The following is a 15,696-nucleotide window of genomic DNA, read 5'->3' on the forward strand; positions in this document are numbered from 1 at the left end:
CAAAACCTGAGTCCGACGCGGTATTGCAAGTCGGTGCAGCTCTCCCAATCAACTCGGTCAGCTCCCTCTCCCTCTGGGAGAGGGCTGGGGTGAGGGGCTTCTATAGTCAGCGGTAAACGCCATCCTTGCCGTGTGCCGCAGTCGCCTTGTTACTGCGCACACTGATCATCTGCCGGATATCAATCCACTCAATCCCCTGAGCCTTCAGCTTCGGCAATTCGCGCTCCAGCACCGCCAGCGTCTGCGGATACGGATGCCCGATCATCACCGCCGAACCCTGCTTGTGCGCCAGATTGATCGCCGTCTGCAACTGCGTATAAATCGCCGCTTCCGTGCGCTCATCATCAAGAAACACATCTCGCGAAACACTCGCCAGATCGATCTTTTGCGCTTGCTGCGCAGCAACGGTCTGCGCGCTGGTGCGGCTGTCGACGAAGAATTTGTGCCGCCGTTGCAATTCGGCCATCAACCACGCCATCGCCACCGGTTGCGCGGTCATGCGACTGCCCATGTGGTTATTGATGCCTGCGGTGTAGGGGACCATTTTGAACGCGGCGTTCAGGCGTTTTTCCAGCTCTTCGATCGGCAGTTCCGGGTGCCAGGCGTAGGGCCCGGTGGCCGGGTCCATCGGCATGTGCAGGATGACGATCTTGCCGGCGCGATGGGCTTCGCGGGCAAATTCAGTGGCGTGGGGTGTGTCGGGCATGATCGCCGTGGTCACCGGGCCGGGCAGGGCCAGCACGCGGCGATCCCGGGGCAGATTCTGCCCCAGGTCGTCGATGATCAGTGTCAGGTAGGCTTTGTGTGGCTTTGGGCTGACGGGCTCTGCGTGAGCAGCACCCGCCAGACAGCAGAACAGAACGAAGACGAAACGCAAAGACATCTTCAACGGCCGGACGTGATGCTCAGCCCTTTGAGCAGGCTCAGGGCCTGGGCCAATTGGTAGTCGTCATCCTGCGGCATGGCTTTGGGCTTGGCGCCGGAGCCGGTTGGTTTGTCCGCGCCGCCATTGCCATTGCCCAGGTGACCTTGCAGGTCAGCTTCCTTGAAGTAATCGCCATCGGCCTCGTTGGTGATCTTGGCCTTGCGCACTTCGATGTCCGGAACAATGCCTTGCGCCTGAATCGAGCGGCCATTCGGCGTGAAATACAGCGCCGTGGTGATCTTCAGCGCGCGGTCGTTGTTCAGTGGCAGCACGGTTTGTACCGAGCCCTTGCCGAAACTGGTGGTGCCCATGACCACGGCGCGTTTTTGATCCTGCAGGGCGCCGGCGACAATTTCCGAGGCCGAGGCGCTGCCACCGTTGATCAACACAACCATCGGCACCGCTTCGCTTTCGTCTTTGCCGGTGGCCGAGAAGCGCAGTTCGGAGTTGGCGATACGGCCTTTGGTGTAGACGATCAGGCCTTTGGTGATGAAGTGGTCGACCACTTCCACCGCCGCCTGCAACACGCCGCCCGGGTTGTTACGCAAGTCGAGAACGATGCCGTTGAGCTTCTTGCCGTTGTCCTTGCGCATCTTCGCCAGGGCCTTGGAGACCTCTTCGCCGGTCTTGACCTGGAACTGGGTGATGCGGATGTAACCGTAACCTGATTCCAGCAGCTGCGACTTGACGCTCTTCACCTGAATCACTGCGCGCGCCAAGGTCACGTCGAACGGCGTGCCGCCATCGCGCACCAGGGTCAGGGTGATTTTCTGGCCGATCTTGCCGCGCATCTTGTCGACGGCTTCGGTCATGGTCTGGCCGCGCGTTGGCGCACCGTTGATTTTGACGATGAAGTCGCCAGCCTGAATGCCGGCCTTCGACGCCGGTGTGTCGTCGATTGGCGAGACGACCTTGATGAAGCCGTCTTCAGCGCCGACTTCGATACCCAGGCCGCCGAACTCACCGCTGGTGCTTTCCTGCAGCTCGGTGAAATCTTCAGGGCCGAGGTAGGCCGAGTGCGGATCAAGGTTGCTGAGCATGCCCTTGATGGCGTTTTCGAGCAGGGTCTTGTCGTCCACCGGTTCGACATAGGCGGCTTTGATCCGGTCCATGACCTCGGCAAAGGTGCGCAACTCTTCCAGCGGCAGCGGTGCCTTGGAGGTCGCGGCAGTGCCTGCCGGAGCGACGGCCGGGGCCGGCTGAGCGGCGAACGCCAGAGGCGCGCCGATCACCAGGGCGATCGTCAGGGCCAGCGAGGTAAGGCGGGACAAATGCAGCATGTCGAACGAACTCCTTAATTAGGCGGTGCGCTTATCCTTGCGCACGACACCATTGCGCCGGATCACTCGGGTGACCCTGCTGACGAATTGCGAAATACAGCGCTGGTGTGTCCTGGCCGCCACTGTTCCCGACAGTGGAAATGGACTCACCGGCTTTTACCACGTCACCGGCCGACTTGAGCAGCGTCTGGTTGTGACCGTAAAGACTCAGAAAACCGTTGCCGTGATCGAGGATCACCAACAGCCCGGCACCGCGCAACCAGTCGGCGAACACCACGCGACCGCCGTGTACGGCATGCACCTGGCTACCGGCGGAGGCGCTGATCATCACGCCGTCCCACTTGGTCCGGGCATCGTCGCCACGGCTTTCGCCGAAGCGCGCCAGCAGTCGACCATCAACCGGCCAGGGAAGTTTTCCCCGGGTTGCAGCAAAAGGGCCACCGAAGGTCTCGCCGCTGCTGGAGACCAGCGCGCCGGGAGTGGATCTGGCGGGTTTCCGTGGGGCGTCGCTGTTTTCAGCCTGCGCCTCACGCAAACGCTTTTTTTCCGCTTCCTGCTGGGCGATCAGCGCTTTCTGCCGCGCTTCTTCTGCCTCACGAGCCTGGCGAGCCAGGGTTTCTTCAATGGTTTTAAGGACTTTAGACAGGTCTGCCTGATCCTGCTCACGCGCGGCGAGTTTCTGATCGCGCGCCTTTACATCGTCGTTGAGCTTGGCGAGGACTTGCTGGCGCTCCTTGCGAACCTTGTCGAGTTCATCGCGCTGGGTATCAAGGCTGCTTTTCTGTACCAGCAATTGCGCCTGCTGCGCGGCGATGTCCTGTTCGACATTGGCCAGTTGGCGCAGGGTTTCGTTGAAGTTTTTCAGCTGCTCCAGGCGCGCCTGGCTCAGGTAATCGTAATAGGTGAGGGTACGGGCGAATTTCTCGGGATTCTGCTGGTTGAGCAGCAGCTTGAGGTATTCCTGCCGACCGTTCTGATAGGCCGCACGGGCCTGGATGGCGATCAGTCGCTGCTGTTCAGTGCGTGCGCTCTGGAGTTTTTTTTTCTCCGCATCGAGTCGCTGCAGCTCGGATTCGCTTTTCTTCAGCTCTTTTTGCAGCGTATCGATCTGCTTCTCGAGATTGCCCATCTCGGTTTCAGTGCCCTTGAGCTCTTTCTGTACGCCGGATTTTTCTTCCTGGACCTTGTTCAGCAGCTTTTTCAGCTCGGCAATGTCCTGACGCGTGGCGTCCAACTGCTGTTGGGTTTGCGCGCGCTCGTCAGCGAAGGCCGGTTGGAGCAGGCAGGTCAGAGCAAGGGCGATCAGGACGCGGAGCATAGAGGCGGGCGGCACCAGGGTAAGGGACGGCCTAGTATGCCCGCCCGAGGCTGCAAAAAAAACGCCCAATTGGGGCTGTGTGATAACTGGCCTGAAAAACACCACAAACCAGTGTAGGAGTGAGCCTGCTCGCGATGGCCTGCTGACATCCAACAGAGTAGTTGACTGTCAGATGGCTATCGCGAGCAGGCTCACTCCTACAGGGTTTTGCGGTGTTTCGGCGATTGGGGTCAGACCAGAATCGACGTGCCGGTCATTTCCGCCGGTTTCTCCAGACCCAGCAGCTTCAGCATGGTCGGCGCCACGTCCGCCAGCACGCCGCCTTGGCGCACTTTCAGATCACGCTTGCCGACGTAAATGAACGGCACCGGCTCGGTGGTGTGCGCGGTGTGCGCCTGGTGGGTTTCTTCATCGGCCATTTTTTCGACGTTGCCGTGGTCAGCGGTAATCAGCGCTTCGCCGCCGACTTTTTCCAGTGCTTCAACGATGCGGCCCACGCAGGTGTCGAGGCATTCAACCGCCTTCACTGCTGCGTCGAACACACCGCTGTGGCCGACCATGTCGCCGTTGGCGTAGTTGACCACGATCACGTCGAAACGCTGGTTTTCAATGGCCTCGACGATGCGGTCGGTGACTTCCGGCGCGCTCATTTCCGGCTGCAAGTCGTAGGTAGCGACTTTCGGCGACGGGATCAGGATGCGCTCTTCGCCCGGGAACGGTTCTTCACGGCCGCCGGAGAAGAAGAAGGTCACGTGCGCGTATTTCTCGGTTTCAGCGATGCGCAGCTGGGTTTTGCCGTTCTTTGCCAGATAGTCGCCCAGCACGTTTTCCAGGCTGCCCGCGGCAAACGCCGACGGTGCCGGAATGCTTGCGGCATATTGGGTCAACATGACGAAACCGGCGAGTTTAGGCTGGCGTGCGCGTTCGAATTCCTTGAAGTCGTCCTCGACGAACACGCGGGTCAGCTCGCGGGCACGGTCGGCGCGGAAGTTCATGAACACCACAGCGTCGCCGTCTTCGACTTTTACCGGCTCACCAATGGTCGTGGCTTTAACGAATTCGTCGCTTTCGCCACGAGCGTAAGCCGCGTCGAGACCTTCCTGCGCGGTGGCGGCGTTGAACTCGCTGTTGCCGTCGACGATCAGGTTGTAGGCCTGAGCGACACGATCCCAGCGGTTGTCACGGTCCATCGCGAAGTACCGGCCGATGATGCTGGCGATGCGGCCCTTGCCGAGTGCCTGGAAGGTCGCATCGAGCAGTTCGATCGACGATGCAGCGCTTTTCGGCGGCGTGTCGCGGCCATCGAGGAAAGCGTGCAGGTAGATTTTTTCGGCGCCGCGCTTGAAGGCCAGTTCGGCCATGGCGATCAGGTGATCCTGATGGCTGTGTACGCCGCCATCGGACAACAGGCCCATGAAGTGCACGGCTTTACCAGCGGCCACGGCTTTATCCACAGCGGCGCAGATGGTCGGGTTCTCGAAGAATTCGCCATCGCGGATCGATTTGGTCACGCGCGTGAAGTCCTGATACACCACGCGGCCGGCGCCAAGGTTCATGTGGCCCACTTCGGAGTTGCCCATTTGGCCGTCCGGCAGGCCGACGTCCATGCCGCTGCCCGAGATCAAGCCGTTCGGCACGCTGGCCCACAGGCGATCAAGGACGGGCTTCTTCGCCGCAAAAACGGCATTGGATTCGGGGCTTTCGCTGTGACCGAAGCCGTCGAGAATCATCAGGACCAAAGGTTTAGGCGTAGTCGTCATGGAATCCACTCGTGGCTAATAAAGAAGAGGGCGATGGAAAAGGGAGTTGGAGTTTAAAGCTAAGTTCCGACCGCGTCACCGCCGGACGGGGTTTGGCCGACCATAGCGGCTGTGTATACTGGCCGACATTTTAACGCCCTGGAACCTCCTTCGATGGTTGCTCACCTGATTGAATTTGCCACTAACCACTACATTCTTGTCGGTATCTTCGTCGTACTGCTGGCTCTGCTGCTGGCGCACACGATGCAGGGCGGCGGTAAAAGCCTGAGCACCGGCGAGCTGACTGCACTGGTCAACAAAGACGCAGGCGTAGTGGTGGACATCCGTCCGGCCAAGGATTTCGCTGCCGGCCACATCGTTGGCGCGATCAACATTCCCCAGGACAAACTGGCTGCGCGCACCGCCGAGCTGGAAAAGCACAAGGCCAAGACCATCATTCTGGTCGATGCCCTCGGTCAGACCGCCGGCACCCACGCCCGCGAACTGATGAAATCCGGCTTCACCGCCGCCAAGCTGTCCGGCGGGATTTCCAGCTGGAAAGGCGACAACCTGCCGCTGGTGAAGTGATATGAGCGAAGTCATCGTCTACTCCAGTGATTACTGCCCTTATTGCTCGCGAGCCAAGTACCTGCTCGAGAACAAAGGCGTGGCCTTCAAAGAGATCAAGGTCGATGGCAAGCCGCAGGTGCGTGCCGAAATGACCCAGAAAGCCGGGCGCACGTCCGTGCCGCAGATCTGGATCGGCAGCCAGCACATCGGTGGTTGTGATGATTTGTATGCCCTGGAGCGCGCCGGCAAGCTCGACGCGCTGCTCAAGGCCTGAACGGCTGCACCCACGTACGCACTCCCTAAAAGACCCAAGATCGATAAGGATCTGAGATGACTGACCAACAGAACACTGCAGCCAGCGAAGAAGAAACCGCACCGCAATTCTCCTTGCAGCGCATCTATGTACGCGACCTGTCCTTCGAAGCCCCGAAAAGCCCGGCGATCTTCCGCCAGCAGTGGGATCCGGCTGTCGCACTGGATCTGAACACTCGCCAGAAGGCTTTGGAAGGCGATTTCTACGAAGTCGTACTGACCCTGTCCGTTACCGTGAAAAACGGTGAAGAAGTGGCCTTCATCGCTGAAGTGCAGCAGGCCGGTATCTTCCTGATCAAGAACCTCGATGCGGCTTCGATGAGCCACACCTTGGGTGCGTTCTGCCCGAACATCCTGTTCCCGTACGCGCGTGAAACCCTGGACAGCCTGGTGACCCGCGGTTCGTTCCCGGCGCTGATGCTGGCTCCGGTGAACTTCGACGCCCTGTACGCGCAAGAATTGCAGCGCATGCAGGAAAGCGGCGAGACGCCAACCGTTCAATAAACGGTCCTGGCTACAACGAAAAAAGCGCCGTAACAGGCGCTTTTTTCTTGGGCTGAAATACTCCTGGTTGATCGTTCCTACGCTCCGCGTGGGAATGCCTCTGGGGACGCTCCGCGTCCAGTGACGCGGAGCGTCACGGGTTGCATTCCCACGCAGAGCGTGGGAACGATCAGGTGTGGTGTTACTTGAAGTCGTTCTGGCGCCAGGCTTCGTATACAGCGACGGCCACGGTGTTGGACAGGTTCAGGCTGCGGCAGCCTTCGCGCATCGGCAGACGCAGGCGCTGATCCGGTCCAAGGGCGTCGAGCACTTCCGGCGGCAAGCCACGGCTTTCCGGGCCGAAAATGAACGCATCACCCGGGACAAACGCCGCATCATGAAACGGCCGCGAACCCTTGGTGGTGAACGCATACACCCGAGGGTTGCCGATGCTCTCCAGGCAACTGGCGAGGTCTGCGTGACGTTGCAGCGTGGCATATTCGTGGTAATCGAGACCGGCACGGCGCAATCGCTTGTCGTCCATCTCGAAGCCCAGCGGTTCGATCAAATGCAGGTGGCAGCCGCTGTTGGCGCACAGCCTGATAACGTTGCCGGTATTCGGCGGAATTTCTGGTTGAAAAAGGATGACGTGAAACATGCACGGCTCCGAAGGTAAAGACGAGCGGCATTCTACGCCGCCTGTGGACAACCGTTCGAAACTATTCCCGCGAGTGGTCGGTTCGCTGGCGATTGTCGGCGTAATGATCGGCTTGATGATCGGCCGCCTGACCACGCCCGATCCGACCGTGCTGCAGCAAGTCGAGGTGACGGAACAGGGGCTGGTGGTGTGGTTCAACAACGAGCCCAAGCTGCACGGAGAAATCATCGACGGCACCGTGGCGCTGCTGTTTCAGGCTGAAGGCAAAGCGCAGAAAGGTCAGCTCAAGCTCAACGGCAAAGACCTGAACTGGCGGACGCGAGCGAGTGATGGTGGGTTGTTGCTGACGGTGCTGGCAGCGCGGCCGCTGCAGGGGGACTGGGCCGGCAGCAAGGTCGATGACCGCTGGCGACTGGAGATCCATCTCCGCGAGCAATAAAAGCGGGAATCCCTGACCTGCCTGTATCAGGGTTCCCAAAACGGTGTGGACTTCGCGTGACGCGTCGGTCCGGTGTAAAGAGGGAACCCCCGGCCTGCCTGTACCAAGGATCCCAAAAGGGTGGGCGCATCGCGTGGCGATCTGCGCCCGGTGTAAAGAGGGGAATCCCCGGCCTGCCTGTACCAAGGTCCCCGAAACGGGTGGTGAAACGAATCACCTGTGAGAGGTGTTGCAGGGGGCGTGCCAGGTTTTATTTTTTTGAAACAAAAATAGCTGTCGGAAACGCGAAAGCCCCGGAGTACGGGGCTTTCGCGTTTTCAAAGTTAAAGTTTTGCAGTGGTTTTGATTTGGGGAGTCAGCCGCTGGACATGCTCGATTGCGGGTCAAAGTGCCTTAAGGTGGTGCACGGCTGAATTGCCCTCACCCTAACCCTCTCCCAGAGGGAGAGGGGACTGACCGAGTTGTTATAAAGAACTGCGCCGACATGAAAGTCCGAGTCGAACACACATTTGGAAGCGACATGAATCGGCTCCCTCTCCCTCGGGAGAGGGCTGGGGTGAGGGGAGAGATCTTGAGTACACATACGACCTCAAGCGAACGAGGTCTTTACCCCTCATCCCCCTCATCATCATCGCCACCATCAACCTTCATCCCCAATTCCTTGATCTTGCGCGTCAGGGTATTACGCCCCCAACCCAGCAACACCGCCGCATCACGCCGGCGCCCGGCGGTATGCTTCAACGCCGTCTCGATCATGATCCGCTCAAACGCCGGCACCGCGCTGTCGAGCAGGCTCGACTGACCACGCGCCAGAGCCTGATCGGCCCATTGACGCAGCGCCTGCTCCCAGTTGGTCACTGGCGCCGAATCCTGCGGCAGGTTCAGTAGCTCTGGCGGCAAGTCGCTGATGTGCACTTCGCGCCCGGACGCCATCACCGTAATCCAGCGGCAGGTGTTCTCCAGCTGACGCACGTTGCCGCCCCACGGCAGGTTCTTCAGGTATTCCTCGGTCTCGCTTTTCAGCAGCTTCGGCTCGACCGCCAGTTCCTGCGCGGCGCGGCTGAGGAAGTGTTTGGCCAGGGTCGGGATGTCTTCGCGACGATCCGACAGGCGCGGGATGTGGATGCGGATCACGTTGAGACGATGGAACAAGTCCTCACGGAATTTGCCCGCGTGCACCAGGGTTTCCAGATTCTGGTGCGTCGCGGCGATGATCCGTACGTCGACCTTGACCGGCACATGCCCGCCCACGCGATAGAACTCGCCATCCGCCAAAACTCGCAGCAAACGGGTTTGCGTATCTGCCGGCATGTCGCCGATTTCGTCGAGGAACAGCGTGCCGCCGTCAGCCTGCTCAAAACGGCCGCGACGCAGATTCGCCGCGCCGGTGAACGCGCCTTTCTCATGGCCGAACAGCTCGGATTCCATCAGATCCTTGGGGATCGCCGCCATGTTCAGCGCGATGAATGGCGAGGCCGCGCGCGGGCTGTGGCGGTGCAGGGCGTGGGCGACCAGTTCTTTACCAGTGCCGGATTCGCCGTTGATCAGCACGGTGATGTTGGAATGGCTCAAGCGGCCGATGGCGCGAAACACTTCCTGCATCGCCGGCGCTTCGCCGATGATTTCCGGGGTGCGGGTCAGTGCCGGCAGAACTTCCAGGCCTTGCTGCTCTTGTGCGTGCTGATTGGCGCGCTTGACCAGCGATACCGCTTCATCAACGTCGAACGGCTTCGGCAGGTACTCGAAGGCGCCGCCCTGATAAGAGGCGACAGCGCTGTCCAGATCGGAATGAGCGGTCATGATGATGACCGGCAACCGTGGATGCTGTTCGCGAATCCGCGCCAGGAGGTCCAGACCGCTGGCACCGGGCATGCGGATGTCGGAGATGATCACATCAGGCTGCTGACGGGCCAGGCGACTCATCACGCCGTCGGCGCTGTCGAAGCTCTGGGTGGTCATGCCTTCCTGCTGCAAGGCCTTTTCCAGTACCCAACGGATAGAACGGTCGTCATCGACGATCCACACGGTTTCACTACGGCTCATGTCGATGTGGCTCCTTGTTCCAGTGGCAGAAAGATCGAGAAGGTGGTGTGGCCTGGATGGCTGTCACACTCGATCAGGCCCTGGTGCTGGCTGATGATGTTCTGGGTAATGGCCAGGCCGAGCCCGGTACCGTCCGGGCGTCCGCTGACCATGGGAAAGAAAATGGTTTCCTGAAGTTCCGCCGGGATCCCCGGGCCGTTGTCGATGATCTCGATCTTGGTCACCAGGCGATGGCGGATGTGGCCGATGGTGAACTGGCGCATCGCGCGGGTGCGCAGGCTGATGCGGCCCAGGCGCAGCTCGTTCTGGCTGCTGATCGCCTGCATCGCGTTGCGCACGATGTTCAACACCGCCTGAATCATTTGTTCGCGGTCGATCAGGACGTCGGGAATGCTTGGGTCGTAATCGCGCACCAAGGTGATGCAGCCCTGACTTTCCGCTTCGACCAGATGGCAGACGCGCTCCAGTACTTCGTGGACGTTGCACATCGCCAGCGACGGCAGCTTGTTCGAACCGAGCATGCGGTCGACCAGGTTACGCAGGCGGTCGGCCTCTTCAATGATCACGTTGGTGTAGTCGCGCAGGCTTTCTTCCGGCAACTCGCGAGCAAGCAATTGTGCAGCGCCGCGGATGCCGCCGAGCGGGTTCTTGATCTCGTGGGCGAGGCCGCGCACCAGCATCTTGCTGGTTTCCTGTTTGGACAGCTGCGCTTCTTCCTTGGTGATCCGCAGCAGGCGGTCACGCGGATGAACCTCAAGCAGGAGCAGGGTCGCGCCGTTGCTGAGAATCGGCGTCACCGCGTAGTCCACGGTCAGGGTCTGGCCGGTGAGGGCGGTGAGCATCGCTTCGCGTTTGGTGAACGGATGCGCCTGTTCCACGGCCTGGCGCAGGGAATTCAGTGCTTCGGTGGATTCGGTGAACAGCTCGCTGATGAACTGCCCATGGCTGCGCTGCCCGCTGATGGCGAGCAGCATCTCCGCCGCCGGGTTCATGTACTCGAGGCGCAATTCGGCGTCGAGCAGAATGGTAGCGGTGGTCAGGTTGTCGAGCAGCAAACGGTGGATTGCGTCGCTAATAGTCATCGGAGCCTCTTTTGGGGGCGGAGCGTGCGCAACAAGCAAGCGTCGGTAGCGGGAAAATGCAAAAACCAAACCAAGGCTCCGAAAAGAAGCGTTGATCGCCTGAAACAGGCGTTTGACGCTCGTTTGCGTGGCAGCCGATAAGCTCGAACGGGAAGTTTCGAACCAAAATGGGTTGGAATGTGGGTACGGTGCAGTCTATTGCACCAATATAGTGCGCAAAGCTGAACGGCGTTAGAAGAAACGCAGGAAGGGGTTTTTCGGCTCTTCGGGTTTGTCTTTCAAAGGGCATTCCGGGCGCACGCCGTAGTCTTCGGCGACGCAGGGTTTGACCTGGCGTTTCTGCGCGAGGGAAATGCGCAGCATGTGGAAGGGTTGGTTCGCCGTGCGTTCGACGATACGGTCCTCGGCATCGAGGATTTCCACCGAAAGGTTATGGCTGCCACGGTCGATATTGTTCAGCGGGAACACCGGTGTCAGGCCGGGTTCGCCGGTGGCCTGGCCGTCCAGCAACAGACGATAGCGATGACCTCTTTGCAGGCCCGGTTCGCTGGTGACGCTGACGATGATTTCGCCGGCGCTGCTGCGAATCGTGGCATCGGGTTCGGGCACCAGAATGCGCAGCATGTCGTAGTGGAACAGTGGTTGTTCCAAGGCTTTTTTCGCGGTGGTGATCGGCGCGGCGGCGGTGGGGTTTGCGGACATGCGATTGCTGGTGGCAATGGGTACTCGTTTGGCGTTGCCGCGCGGCTGGTCGGTGAACACCCGATTGCCTTGGGCGTCGGTGTAGGTGAACACCTCTGCCGAGGCTTGCAGCGTTGTCAGTGCCAACACAGCGATCAGCCACGCGCGGATCATGGCTTGTGCACTCGCTGCACGCTGAGGGGGACTGGCGGGCTCTGCTGGATGATCGTCTGCCCGTCAATCACCTGCACGGCGAGCCGATGTTCGCCGCGATCGATGTTCACCAGTTGCAGGATCGGCACGTTGCTCGGCTGACCGTAGGGCTCGTCATCCAAAACCAGCCTCAATTGATGCGGCGACTGCAGGCGGGGCTTGATCAGTACATTGACGGTGAAGGTGCCGTTGTTGGCGCGTAGGGCTTCTTCGTTGGGCAGGCCGGCCAGTTCAAGAATGTCGTAGGCGTTGCGCGCGGGCTGCCGATTATCGGTTTCGGGCGCGGGTGGTGCGCTGGGTGCTTGCGGTTCGACGCGATTGAGCGGCGGCAACTCCACCGGTTGCGCCTGCACTCCGTCCGGCGAGTGATCGCTGTACACCGTGTTGCCGTTGGCATCGGTGTACTTGTAGATCTGCGCGACGGCGGGCAGGGCGATCAGCAGCAGGATGTAGAGAAAGGTGCGACCCATGACATCGACCGGAATTGAAAACGATGGAGTGCAGCATAGGACAGACGCGGCGGTTGGCCCAACCCTGCACACATCCAGAGATCATTCAGACACCACAATCGATCGTTCCCACGTTCTGCGTGGGAATGATCAGCCAAAAGATCGCAGCCTTCGGCAGCTCCTACAGGGGTAGATGTAGGAGCTGCCGAAGGCTGCGATCTTTTGATCTGCAATAAAAAAGGCCTCCCGAAGGAGGCCTCTTTCACTCACGCCGAGAAACGCGGCGCTACCGGATCAGCAGCTGTAGTACAGCTCATATTCCAGTGGGTGTACGAAGGTGCGAACCTTGATTTCTTCTTCCGATTTCAGCGCGATGTAAGCGTCAATGAAGTCGTCGGAGAATACGCCGCCCTTGGTCAGGAACGCGCGGCCCTTGTCCAGCTCTTCCAGGGCTTCTTTCAGGCTGCCGCAAACTTGTGGAATCTCTTTCGCCTCTTCAGGCGGCAGGTCGTACAGGTTTTTGTCGGCAGCGTCGCCTGGGTGGATCTTGTTCTGGATACCGTCCAGGCCGGCCATCAGCAGTGCTGCGAAGGCCAGGTACGGGTTGGCAGCCGGATCCGGGAAGCGTGCTTCGATACGGCGGGCTTTCGGGCTCGACACGTAAGGAATACGGATCGAAGCGGAACGGTTGCGAGCCGAGTAGGCCAGCATTACCGGAGCTTCGAAGCCTGGTACCAGACGCTTGTAGGAGTTGGTCGCCGGGTTGGTGAAGCCGTTCAGGGCCTTACCGTGTTTGATGATGCCGCCGATGAAGTACAGAGCGGTATCGGACAGGCCGGCATAGCCTTCACCTGCGAAGGTGTTCTTGCCGTCCTTCCAGATCGACATGTGTACGTGCATGCCCGAACCGTTGTCGCCGTACAGTGGCTTCGGCATGAAGGTCGCGGTGCGGCCGTATGCATCAGCAACGTTGTGCACAACGTACTTCAGGGTTTGGGTTTCGTCGGCTTTCTTCACCAGGGTGTTGAACTTGACGCCGATTTCGTTCTGGCCGGCAGTCGCCACTTCGTGGTGGTGAACTTCGACGGTCAGGCCCATTTCTTCCAGCGCGTTGCACATGGAGGTACGGATTTCGTGGTCGTGGTCGAACGGTGGAACCGGGAAGTAGCCGCCTTTGACGCCTGGACGGTGACCCTTGTTGCCGCCTTCGATGTCCTGGTCGGACATCCACGAACCTTGTTCGGAGTAGATCTTGAACATCGAGCCGGAGATGTCCGACTTGAATTTTACCGAGTCAAAGATGAAGAATTCTGGCTCTGGACCGGCGAACACGGTGTCACCGATACCGGTGGCTTTCAGGTGTTCTTCGGCGCGCTTGGCGATCGCACGTGGGTCGCGATCGTAGCCTTGCATGCTCGAAGGTTCGATGATGTCGCACACCAGGATCAGGGTGGCGTCTTCGGTGAACGGGTCGAGAACGGCAGTTTCGTCAACCGGCATCAGGATCATGTCGGAGGCTTCGATGCCTTTCCAGCCAGCGATGGAGGAACCGTCGAACATCTTGCCGACTTCGAAGAAGTCGTCGTCCAAAGCATCGCGAGCCGGCATGGTCACGTGGTGCTGAGTGCCTTTGGTGTCCGTGAAGCGCAGATCAATCCACTTGACGTCATGATCTTTGATGAGTTGAACCGTCTTCGACATATGTCCTCCGGGTGGCTTCGGGCTTGGTAGTGGATGCCCTTGAATTTGGGTGATGCCGGCGCGAATACTCTGCCAAGGCAACCTGCCTCACAAGGGAGCAAATTGCATGCCAGTGCCCCAGCATGGGTTTTTTGCCCCAATTTCACGCTTATTAAGGTGCAAAGTGCGTGAATGCAGAAAATCTCGCCCTCTAATGTAGCGTCTCCGAGCAAAAATGACCCGTTTTGGTGCGCGCAAAACCTTCTGCACATTAACTGGTTAAACCTTGAGCAATTTCCGCTATAATCCGCGCCCCCCTTTTTCGGCTGGCCGTTCGCGCGCTGTTTTCATGAAACTAATCGTAAAAGTCTTCCCCGAGATCACCATCAAAAGCCGACCTGTCCGGACGAAATTCATCCGCCAGCTGGCCAAGAACATCCGCACCGTGCTCCGCGACCTGGACCCGGCCGTGGTGGTGAACGGTGTGTGGGACAATCTCGAGCTGGAAACCCGCATTACCGACGCCAAAGCCTTGAAAGAGATGGGTGAGCGCCTGACCTGCATGCCGGGCATCGCGCACTTCCTGCAGATCGACGAGTACCCGCTGGGCGACTTCGACGACATCACCGAGAAGTGTAAAGAGCACTACGGCGCGGCGCTGGCCGGGAAGATTTTCTCGGTACGCTGCAAGCGTGCCGGCAAGCATGCGTTCAGTTCGATGGACGTCGAAAAATACGTCGGCAGCAAGCTGCGCCGTGAGTGCGGTGCCGCCGGTATCGACCTGAAAGCGCCGGAAATCGAAGTCCGTATCGAAGTTCGCGACAAACGGTTGTTTGTGATCCACAGCCAGCACAACGGCATCGGCGGTTACCCGCTCGGTGCGTTGGAGCAGACGCTGGTATTGATGTCCGGCGGCTTTGACTCGACCGTTGCGGCTTACCAGATCATTCGTCGCGGCCTGATGACGCACTTCTGCTTCTTCAATCTGGGCGGTCGTGCCCATGAATTGGGCGTGATGGAAGTCGCGCATTTCATCTGGAAGAAGTACGGCAGCTCGCAACGCGTGCTATTTGTCAGTGTTCCGTTTGAAGAAGTGTTGGGCGAAATTCTCGGCAAAGTCGATAACAGTCATATGGGCGTCGTATTGAAGCGTATGATGTTGCGCGCGGCCTCCAACATCGCTGACCGCCTGCAGATCGAGGCGCTGGTCACTGGCGAGGCGATCTCCCAGGTGTCGAGCCAGACGCTGCCGAACCTGTCGGTGATCGACTGCGTGACCGACAAGCTGGTCCTGCGTCCGCTGATCGTGGCGCACAAGCAGGACATCATCGACACCGCCAACGAGATCGGCACCGCCGATTTCGCCCGGCACATGCCGGAATACTGCGGGGTCATTTCGGTCAATCCGAAGACCGCCGCCAAACGCGGTCGCGTTGAACACGAAGAGAAAGAATTCGACATGGCAGTCCTCGAGCGTGCGCTCGAAAACGCCAAACTGGTGCCGATCGATCGGGTGATCGACGAATTGGGCCAGGACGTACAGATTGAAGAAGTCAGCGAAGCACTGGCCGGCCAGATCGTGATCGACATCCGTCACCCGGATGCCGCCGAGGATGAGCCGCTGGAACTCGCTGGCGTAGAAGTACAGACGATGCCGTTCTACGCAGTGAACGCTCGTTTCAAGGAGCTGGATCCGACTCGCCAGTACCTGCTGTATTGCGACAAAGGCGTGATGAGTCGCCTGCATGCTCACCATTTGCTCAGTGAGGGGCATGCCAATGTGCGCGTTTATCGTCCGAGCTAAGTGCCCGGGGCTGTTTGCCT

Annotated in this window: 15 protein-coding genes; 5 read left to right on the plus strand and 10 right to left on the minus strand. The window is 59.6% G+C overall.

Annotated features, from left to right (window positions below):
- Positions 1-106 precede the first annotated feature (106 nt).
- From ACIPZE_RS20975 to gpmI, 4 genes are all read right to left on the minus strand, one after another.
- A complete protein-coding gene (locus ACIPZE_RS20975; RefSeq protein ID WP_283438013.1) occupies positions 107-883 on the minus strand; it encodes a divergent polysaccharide deacetylase family protein in 777 nt (258 codons plus the stop codon).
- A 2-nt stretch (positions 884-885) separates the two neighbouring features.
- Positions 886-2,205: a S41 family peptidase gene (locus ACIPZE_RS20980; protein ID WP_129387789.1), complete on the minus strand. Its 1,320-nt coding sequence runs from the start codon at positions 2,203-2,205 to the stop codon at positions 886-888.
- A gap of 31 nt (positions 2,206-2,236) precedes the next feature.
- The gene (locus tag ACIPZE_RS20985) at positions 2,237-3,523 is read right to left on the minus strand and encodes a murein hydrolase activator EnvC (protein ID WP_283438012.1); all 1,287 of its coding nucleotides are present in this window, start codon (positions 3,521-3,523) and stop codon (positions 2,237-2,239) included.
- Positions 3,524-3,753: 230 nt separating this feature from the next.
- A complete protein-coding gene (gene gpmI, locus ACIPZE_RS20990; RefSeq protein WP_400775036.1) occupies positions 3,754-5,283 on the minus strand; it encodes a 2,3-bisphosphoglycerate-independent phosphoglycerate mutase in 1,530 nt (509 codons plus the stop codon).
- Positions 5,284-5,436: 153 nt separating this feature from the next.
- Here gpmI and ACIPZE_RS20995 point away from each other — a divergent pair, with 153 nt between their 5' ends.
- Genes ACIPZE_RS20995 through secB form a run of 3 tightly spaced genes read left to right on the plus strand, consistent with a single transcriptional unit; the run spans position 5,437 to position 6,648 of the window.
- Positions 5,437-5,850, plus strand: coding sequence for a rhodanese-like domain-containing protein (locus ACIPZE_RS20995; RefSeq protein WP_008080560.1), 414 nt, complete (start codon positions 5,437-5,439; stop codon positions 5,848-5,850).
- A gap of 1 nt (position 5,851) precedes the next feature.
- A complete protein-coding gene (gene grxC, locus ACIPZE_RS21000) occupies positions 5,852-6,106 on the plus strand; it encodes a glutaredoxin 3 (protein ID WP_025110925.1) in 255 nt (84 codons plus the stop codon).
- Between the two features lie 56 nt (positions 6,107-6,162).
- Positions 6,163-6,648 carry a protein-export chaperone SecB gene (gene secB, locus ACIPZE_RS21005; protein WP_007909233.1) on the plus strand — a complete coding sequence of 162 codons (486 nt, stop codon included), beginning with the start codon at positions 6,163-6,165 and terminating at the stop codon, positions 6,646-6,648.
- 181 nt (positions 6,649-6,829) lie between these two features.
- Here secB and ACIPZE_RS21010 read toward each other — a convergent pair whose 3' ends face one another.
- Positions 6,830-7,285 (minus strand): tRNA (cytidine(34)-2'-O)-methyltransferase, encoded by a 456-nt coding sequence (locus ACIPZE_RS21010; RefSeq protein WP_053116597.1) that lies wholly within the window; start codon positions 7,283-7,285, stop codon positions 6,830-6,832.
- Here ACIPZE_RS21010 and ACIPZE_RS21015 point away from each other — a divergent pair.
- Positions 7,284-7,724, plus strand: a complete 441-nt coding sequence (locus tag ACIPZE_RS21015) for a hypothetical protein (protein WP_129387801.1) — start codon at positions 7,284-7,286, stop codon at positions 7,722-7,724. The two genes, ACIPZE_RS21010 and ACIPZE_RS21015, sit on opposite strands and share 2 nt — an antisense overlap.
- 606 nt (positions 7,725-8,330) lie before the next feature.
- Here the strand turns inward: ACIPZE_RS21015 and ntrC are convergent.
- From ntrC to glnA, 5 genes are all read right to left on the minus strand, one after another.
- The gene (ntrC, locus tag ACIPZE_RS21020; protein ID WP_400775039.1) at positions 8,331-9,767 is read right to left on the minus strand and encodes a nitrogen regulation protein NR(I); all 1,437 of its coding nucleotides are present in this window, start codon (positions 9,765-9,767) and stop codon (positions 8,331-8,333) included.
- Positions 9,764-10,849, minus strand: a complete 1,086-nt coding sequence (gene glnL, locus ACIPZE_RS21025) for a nitrogen regulation protein NR(II) (RefSeq protein WP_400775042.1) — start codon at positions 10,847-10,849, stop codon at positions 9,764-9,766. The genes ntrC and glnL overlap by 4 nt, the downstream gene beginning before the upstream one ends.
- A 231-nt stretch (positions 10,850-11,080) precedes the next feature.
- Positions 11,081-11,704 carry a DUF4124 domain-containing protein gene (locus ACIPZE_RS21030; RefSeq protein WP_400775045.1) on the minus strand — a complete coding sequence of 208 codons (624 nt, stop codon included), beginning with the start codon at positions 11,702-11,704 and terminating at the stop codon, positions 11,081-11,083.
- Positions 11,701-12,213, minus strand: a complete 513-nt coding sequence (locus ACIPZE_RS21035; protein ID WP_283438008.1) for a DUF4124 domain-containing protein — start codon at positions 12,211-12,213, stop codon at positions 11,701-11,703. Before ACIPZE_RS21035 ends, ACIPZE_RS21030 begins: the two co-directional genes overlap by 4 nt.
- Positions 12,214-12,486: 273 nt before the next feature.
- Entirely contained in the window at positions 12,487-13,893 is a 1,407-nt protein-coding gene (gene glnA, locus ACIPZE_RS21040; RefSeq protein WP_008080570.1) for a type I glutamate--ammonia ligase, read from the minus strand.
- A 328-nt stretch (positions 13,894-14,221) separates the two neighbouring features.
- On the opposite strand from glnA, the gene thiI reads away from it, so the two are divergent.
- A complete protein-coding gene (gene thiI, locus ACIPZE_RS21045; RefSeq protein ID WP_400775049.1) occupies positions 14,222-15,676 on the plus strand; it encodes a tRNA uracil 4-sulfurtransferase ThiI in 1,455 nt (484 codons plus the stop codon).
- The last annotated feature ends 20 nt before the right edge of the window (positions 15,677-15,696 follow it).

This window comes from Pseudomonas sp. NPDC089741 (assembly GCF_044748825.1).
GTDB classification, from domain to species: domain Bacteria; phylum Pseudomonadota; class Gammaproteobacteria; order Pseudomonadales; family Pseudomonadaceae; genus Aquipseudomonas; species Aquipseudomonas helmanticensis.

Coding starts and splice junctions, on each gene's coding strand:
- glnL (WP_400775042.1), bottom strand. CDS start 10,849: ATGACTATTAGCGACGCAATCCACCGTTTGCTGCTCGACAACCTGACC.
- ACIPZE_RS21035 (WP_283438008.1), bottom strand. CDS start 12,213: ATGGGTCGCACCTTTCTCTACATCCTGCTGCTGATCGCCCTGCCCGCC.
- gpmI (WP_400775036.1), bottom strand. CDS start 5,283: ATGACGACTACGCCTAAACCTTTGGTCCTGATGATTCTCGACGGCTTC.
- ACIPZE_RS21015 (WP_129387801.1), top strand. CDS start 7,284: ATGCACGGCTCCGAAGGTAAAGACGAGCGGCATTCTACGCCGCCTGTG.
- ntrC (WP_400775039.1), bottom strand. CDS start 9,767: ATGAGCCGTAGTGAAACCGTGTGGATCGTCGATGACGACCGTTCTATC.
- grxC (WP_025110925.1), top strand. CDS start 5,852: ATGAGCGAAGTCATCGTCTACTCCAGTGATTACTGCCCTTATTGCTCG.
- ACIPZE_RS20975 (WP_283438013.1), bottom strand. CDS start 883: ATGTCTTTGCGTTTCGTCTTCGTTCTGTTCTGCTGTCTGGCGGGTGCT.
- ACIPZE_RS20985 (WP_283438012.1), bottom strand. CDS start 3,523: ATGCTCCGCGTCCTGATCGCCCTTGCTCTGACCTGCCTGCTCCAACCG.
- ACIPZE_RS20995 (WP_008080560.1), top strand. CDS start 5,437: ATGGTTGCTCACCTGATTGAATTTGCCACTAACCACTACATTCTTGTC.
- ACIPZE_RS21030 (WP_400775045.1), bottom strand. CDS start 11,704: ATGATCCGCGCGTGGCTGATCGCTGTGTTGGCACTGACAACGCTGCAA.
- thiI (WP_400775049.1), top strand. CDS start 14,222: ATGAAACTAATCGTAAAAGTCTTCCCCGAGATCACCATCAAAAGCCGA.
- ACIPZE_RS21010 (WP_053116597.1), bottom strand. CDS start 7,285: ATGTTTCACGTCATCCTTTTTCAACCAGAAATTCCGCCGAATACCGGC.
- ACIPZE_RS20980 (WP_129387789.1), bottom strand. CDS start 2,205: ATGCTGCATTTGTCCCGCCTTACCTCGCTGGCCCTGACGATCGCCCTG.
- secB (WP_007909233.1), top strand. CDS start 6,163: ATGACTGACCAACAGAACACTGCAGCCAGCGAAGAAGAAACCGCACCG.
- glnA (WP_008080570.1), bottom strand. CDS start 13,893: ATGTCGAAGACGGTTCAACTCATCAAAGATCATGACGTCAAGTGGATT.